General features: G+C 65.0%; 5 protein-coding genes. All 5 read right to left on the bottom strand.

Features of this window, described 5'->3' with window-relative positions; all coding sequences use genetic code 11:
* On the bottom strand, positions 1–1,405 hold a 1,405-nt coding region (locus tag ACHWRX_RS13475), incomplete at its 3' end, for a glycosyltransferase family 39 protein (RefSeq protein WP_394659574.1).
* Between the two features lie 137 nt (positions 1,406–1,542).
* Positions 1,543–2,283, bottom strand: a complete 741-nt coding sequence (locus ACHWRX_RS13480; protein ID WP_394659575.1) for an SDR family oxidoreductase — start codon at positions 2,281–2,283, stop codon at positions 1,543–1,545.
* On the bottom strand, positions 2,280–3,608 hold the full coding sequence (locus tag ACHWRX_RS13485) for an FAD-dependent oxidoreductase (RefSeq protein ID WP_394659576.1): 1,329 nt from the start codon (positions 3,606–3,608) through the stop codon (positions 2,280–2,282). The genes ACHWRX_RS13480 and ACHWRX_RS13485 overlap by 4 nt, the downstream gene beginning before the upstream one ends.
* Positions 3,605–4,111, bottom strand: a complete 507-nt coding sequence (locus ACHWRX_RS13490) for a GtrA family protein (protein ID WP_394659577.1) — start codon at positions 4,109–4,111, stop codon at positions 3,605–3,607. Before ACHWRX_RS13490 ends, ACHWRX_RS13485 begins: the two co-directional genes overlap by 4 nt.
* A partial coding sequence (locus ACHWRX_RS13495; protein ID WP_394659578.1) for a UbiA family prenyltransferase occupies positions 4,108–5,406 on the bottom strand: 1,299 nt, incomplete at its 5' end. The genes ACHWRX_RS13495 and ACHWRX_RS13490, both read right to left, overlap by 4 nt.

Raw genomic sequence — 5,406 nt, forward strand, 5'->3', positions numbered from 1 at the left:
GCGGGAAAGTGGCCCGCTCGGCGCGGTAGCGATCGGCCTGGGTCAGGATCGCCCAATCAGCGGCGCAGGTTCCTCGCCGAGCGGGGTTGAGCGTACCGTAGTCCACGTTCGAGCGCTGATTTCGTGCATCCTCGACCTGATCGTACTGGGTCTTGCCCGTCAGCAGCCCACGAACATCGACGCAGCCGGAATCTCCCACTGGAAAAAGAAAGCGCCATGGCCCCTGCAGCAGGTCGAAGCCGAAATGCTCCACCATGATCGAGCCTCCCGGGCGGATATTCGCATAAGCCCAGGCGGCCGCCTGCTGACGGGTATCGTTCAGGCGCACGCGGGCATCTACGAACGCTTGGGCCGTCATCGGAAGGAGTACGGCTGCGCAGACCACCGCCGCGACCGGCCGCTTCACGCCATCAGCGGCCCTTTTCGTCACAGCCTCGATGACCCAGACAAGGCCCGCTGCCGCCGCGATCGCAAGCGTCGGGGCCAGTGGCAGGACCCACCGCTCCCAGATCAATTGCTGGGCGCAGATCATCAAAAAGAATGCCACGAACGCGAAGGCAATGGTCGCTGCCGCCTCGCGCTGGCGAGCTAGAAGAAATGCACCCGGCAGTGCGAGCAGCGCGCCCGCCGCCCCCAGGCACCGCAGCATCGGGCCCGACACGTACCACCAGGCATTGGACAATGGGGGACCCCCGGTAGCACCCAAATGATGCAGTTGGCGCTCACCTGCGAGATTACGCACGACCGTCGGAAAATCCAGCACCAGGAACGGCGAGACGAGCACTCCGAAGACGATACCTAGTGCCCCGAACGCCGCTAGGGCTTTTATCGCGTCGAAAACGGAGATTCGCCCGTCTCGAAGGCGCAGAAACATCGCGCCAGCCACCGCTAGTGCGCTGAGGATGAATGGCCATTTCGTAACCGTCGCCAGCGCCAGCCACAAAGCCGCGAGGATGACATCGCGGCGGATCGGATCACCACGATCGGCACGTGCGATCCGCATAGCCGCCAGGAACACCAGCAGCATGAAGCAGGTCGCCATGATATCCGAACGGATGATCTGCGAGTAGGCGATATGAACCGGATTGACCGCCATGATCGCGGCGCCCGCCAGCCCGACGCGATCGCCCGCGATCTGCCGCGCCAGGCGCCAGGTCAGCCAAATGCTCCACAACGCGAAGACCACCATCGCGACGCGCCCCGGCAGGATCACCCAACTGGGATCCTGGTAAATCATCGCGGCGAACGCCTTGGGGCCAGCCCACCACCCCGCGCCCCAACCCACCACAAAGATGCAGGCGTTGACGAGAGCCAATAGATAGATCGTGGTCGTGGCCGGATGGCCAAACCAGCCCGGGTTCAGCGTCGGCCCGCTGAGCATGCGGACCGAGCCCATTTCGAACATCAGTTCGTCTGGATCGTTTAAAGCGGGCAGGCCGAAACAGATGCCATGCAGCCGTAACAGTGCAGCCGCAAGCAAGATCAGGCCAAGCGCGATCGTCCTCGTGCGAGGGGAGAGGCGCCCGCCCCGTTCCATGTGTGTCAGATGCTCATCTTCTTGAATTGGAATTCGGGGATGTTGCGGATGGCGAGCATAATACCCTGCCATACGGGCCGCACGTAGATCACGTCCTTGCCCTTCTCCACCGCCTTGAAGATCGCGTTGCCCACTTCGGCGGGTTCGGCGGTGAGCTTGGCGGGCAAGTCCAGCCCCTGAGTCATCGCGGTGCGCACGAAGCCGGGCAGCACGGTGACGACATGCACGCCGGTCTTGTCCTTGGCGAGGCGGTTGCGCAGGCCGGAAAGGAACGCGGTGAACCCCGCCTTGGCCGAGCCATAGACATAGTTCGCCGCGCGTCCGCGCTCGCCCGCTACCGAGCTGATGCCCACCAGCGTGCCCGATCCGCGCGCCACCATCTTGTTGGCCAATACGGTGAACAGGCTGGCCGGTCCTTCGAAATTGCTGCGCATCACCCGCGCCATCTCTTCCAGCGAGGTCTCGTTCTGCTTCTGCTCGCCCATGAAGCCGACGGTGCAGACCACCACGTCCGGCAGCACGGGCAGGCCGGCCAAGAAAGCCTCGTGACTGGACAGGTCCAGCGCATCGACTTCGTGCAACGACACCTGCGCGCCATAGCGGGCGATCAGGTCCTTGCGATCGTCCGCCAGCGCGGGGGCGTTGCGCGCGGCCAGTTGCACGGCATAACCCTTGGCGGCGAAAGCGCGGGCGGCGGCGATGCCGATATCGGATCGCGCCCCGATGATGAGGACGGATTGGGTCACAGGGCGAGCCTTTCGGATTGTAGCGAACGAAAGCGCGCAGCGGCACCGCTGGCCTCCCGCATTTGCGTGAATGCCTCAACACGCGGATCGGACAGCCGCAGCCGCTCGGGCGTCAGCAGGCTATCCTTGGCAAGGTAGAACCTGCCGCCGTGATCGATGGCGATGGCCTCCAACTCGGCAAACAGGCCGGGCGTCTGCTGCCGCATCGGGAAATCCAGCGCCAGGGTGTAGCCCTCCATCGGGAACGAGAACGGGCTGTCCTGCGCCCCCATGCGCTTCAGCACCGCCAGGAACGAGCCTTGCCCCGATCGCGCGATTTCGCCCAATAGCGCGGTCAACCCGGCATGCGAGGCCTCCAGCGGAATGACACACTGGAATTGCGCAAAGCCAGTGCGGCCATAGATGCGGTTCCATTCCAGAATCGCGTCGAGCGGGTAGAAATAGCTGTCGTAATCGATCAGCGAGGCCCCCGCCTGCCGCCGCCCGTTGGCGTAGTAGAGCGTGTTAAACGCCTTCACCGAAAGCGAGTTCAGCGCAAAGCTGGGGAAGTCGAGCGGCACCGACTTCTTGCCCCGCGATTTTTCCACCCAGCGATCGGCGCGCTGCTTTTCGGTGAGATTTGACAAGGTGGCATGTTCGCCCAGCATCACCAGTGAGCGACCGGTCGCCGCGCCGGATGCCAGGCAATCGATCCAGCCCACCGAATAGGTCGCATCCTGGGCTTGCTCGAACAGCGCCATCGCCGTGGCGAGATCGGGGGCGGGGCGCATCGTCTGCTTGATCCAGCCGGTCTGCACCCTGGTCAGCCGCAGCGCCGCGCGCAGGATCACGCCGGTCAGGCCCATGCCGCCGACCGTCCAGCCGAACAGCTCCGCCTCCTCATCGCGGCTGGCGCGGCGGATCACGCCATCGCTACCCAGCACGTCGATCCAGTCCACGAAGGCGCCGAACGAGCCGTGCTTGTGATGGTTCTTGCCATGGACGTCAGAAGCGATAGCCCCGCCCAGCGAGACAAACTTGGTGCCCGGCGTCACCGAAGGAAACCAGCCCCGCGGCAGGAAAAGCTCGATCAGGTCCGCCAGCAAAACGCCGGCTTCGGCCACGACTTGCCCGGTCTGCTCGTCAAAGGCCAGCACCCGGTCCAGCCCGCGCATATCCAGCGTTTGGGCCGGGTTGAGCGCGCTATCGCCATAAGCCCGGCCATTGCCGCGCGCGATCAGACCACCCGCGTTCCGGGCCAAGGCGCTCTCCACCCCGGCCACGTCGCGCGGTCGCACAACGGCGCATTCGGCTTGCGGAAAGCGGCCCCAACCTGAAAGCTTCATCGCGCCAGCTCCGCCCGGTGCAACACCGCATCGGTGAACACGAACCGCCGATCAAGCTGGTATTTCACGACGTAGCCCACCGCCAGGCCCAGCACCGCGCCCAGTTCGCGCATCGCCTCGGTGCGCCAGACGAACCAGAACAGGCTTTCGCTTCCCCAGAAGATCGCCGTCGTGACCAGACCCATCGCGGTATAAAGCCCGAACTTGGCGCCATGCTGCTTCATGCCGGTACCCACGTCGAAAAAGATCCAGCGCTTGTCGAGGATATACTTGATGACGAGGCCAACGAAGGTGCCCGCGATCATCGCCGCGCCGAACACGGCGGTGGCCCATAGTCCCTGCGGCACCATCCCCTCCAGCCAGCCGGGCCGATGGTTGCCCAGCGGCATCACCAGGCGCTGCGTGCCCAGGTTCGCCACGGTCGCAATCACGGCGAACACCGCATAGCGCACGATCAGCGCCGGCAAGGTCAGCGTGGCTGGTGCGGGATCGGCGCGGCTCACGGGATAGTCGCCGCCATCACGAAGCCGAACATCAGGACGCCGCAGATCATGCTGACCTTGTCCTTGGCCGCGAAGACGATCGGGTCATCATGCATCTCGCCGCGATGCGCCTTGAAGATCACGCGGCTGATCCAAAACAGCAGCACCGGCGTCACCCCCCACAGCGCTTCGGGCCGCGCGTAGATTTCGGTCACCGCATCGGAACTGAGATAGAGCGTGATGACCAGCACCGAAACCAGGCCCGAGGCGGTCGCCATCTGCGAAACCAGCTCCAGGTCGTCGGGGTGATAGCCGCGCCCGACGATCTGAAGCTTGCCCGCCTTCACCGCGTCCACCAGTTCTGCCTGCCGCTTCACCGCCGCGAGCGAGAAGAAGATGAACAAAGAGAACGCCGCCAGCCACACCGAGATCGGCAGACCCGTCGCCACCCCGCCCGCGACGACGCGGATGGTGTAGAGCCCTGCCAGCACGCAGATGTCGATGATCGGGTACCGTTTGAGCGAGAGCGAATAGGCCGTCGTGGTGATGAAGTATATCCCCAGCGTCAGCAGGAACAGCGGCCCCAGCAGCGCGGCGATGGCAAAGCCGGCCAGCAGCAGCAGCACCGTCACCGGCAGGCCCAGCTCGATCGCCGCTGCACCGCTGGCGAAAGGCCGCTTGCGCTTGCGGGCGTGGGCACGGTCGGCCGAAAGGTCGAGCAGGTCGTTCACCAGATAGACGCTGGAGGCGACCAGGCTGAACGCCACGAACGCGCCCAACGCGCGCAGCAGAAGATCCGGGTCGAGCAGCTTGTGCGCCCCGGCGATCGCCAGGAAGACCAGTACGTTCTTGGCCCACTGATGCGGGCGCAGCGCCTTCAATAGCCCCTTGGCACTTCCAGCGGGCGGCTGGATCGCGTGGAAGCTCTTGTGCGCCTCAGCCCTGGCGCGCACGCGGCCCGAGCGGCTCTTGACCACCGCATGCCCGGAATTGCGCCACACTGCATCGTCGGCATGGGTATCGCCGACATAGGCATAGTTGCCCTGGCCATAGCGCTCGACCAGGAACGCGGCCTTGTTCGGCCCCTTCAGATTGCGCACCCCGTCAGAGCCGAACACCTCGTCAAACAGCCCAAGATGCGCGCCGATCCGGTCCGCCAGCCGCTGGTCCGTCGCGGTGACGAGCGCCACCTTGCCGCCCTGCGCCCGCCAATCGCGGATGTAGCCGATCACCTCATCATCGTAGGGCAGCACGGTGACATCGACGTTGGACCGCTGCGCCAACATCGCCTTCAGCTGCGCCTTGCCCTTGCCGAG

Source organism: uncultured Novosphingobium sp. (assembly GCF_964277725.1).
Taxonomy (GTDB): domain Bacteria; phylum Pseudomonadota; class Alphaproteobacteria; order Sphingomonadales; family Sphingomonadaceae; genus Novosphingobium; species Novosphingobium fluoreni.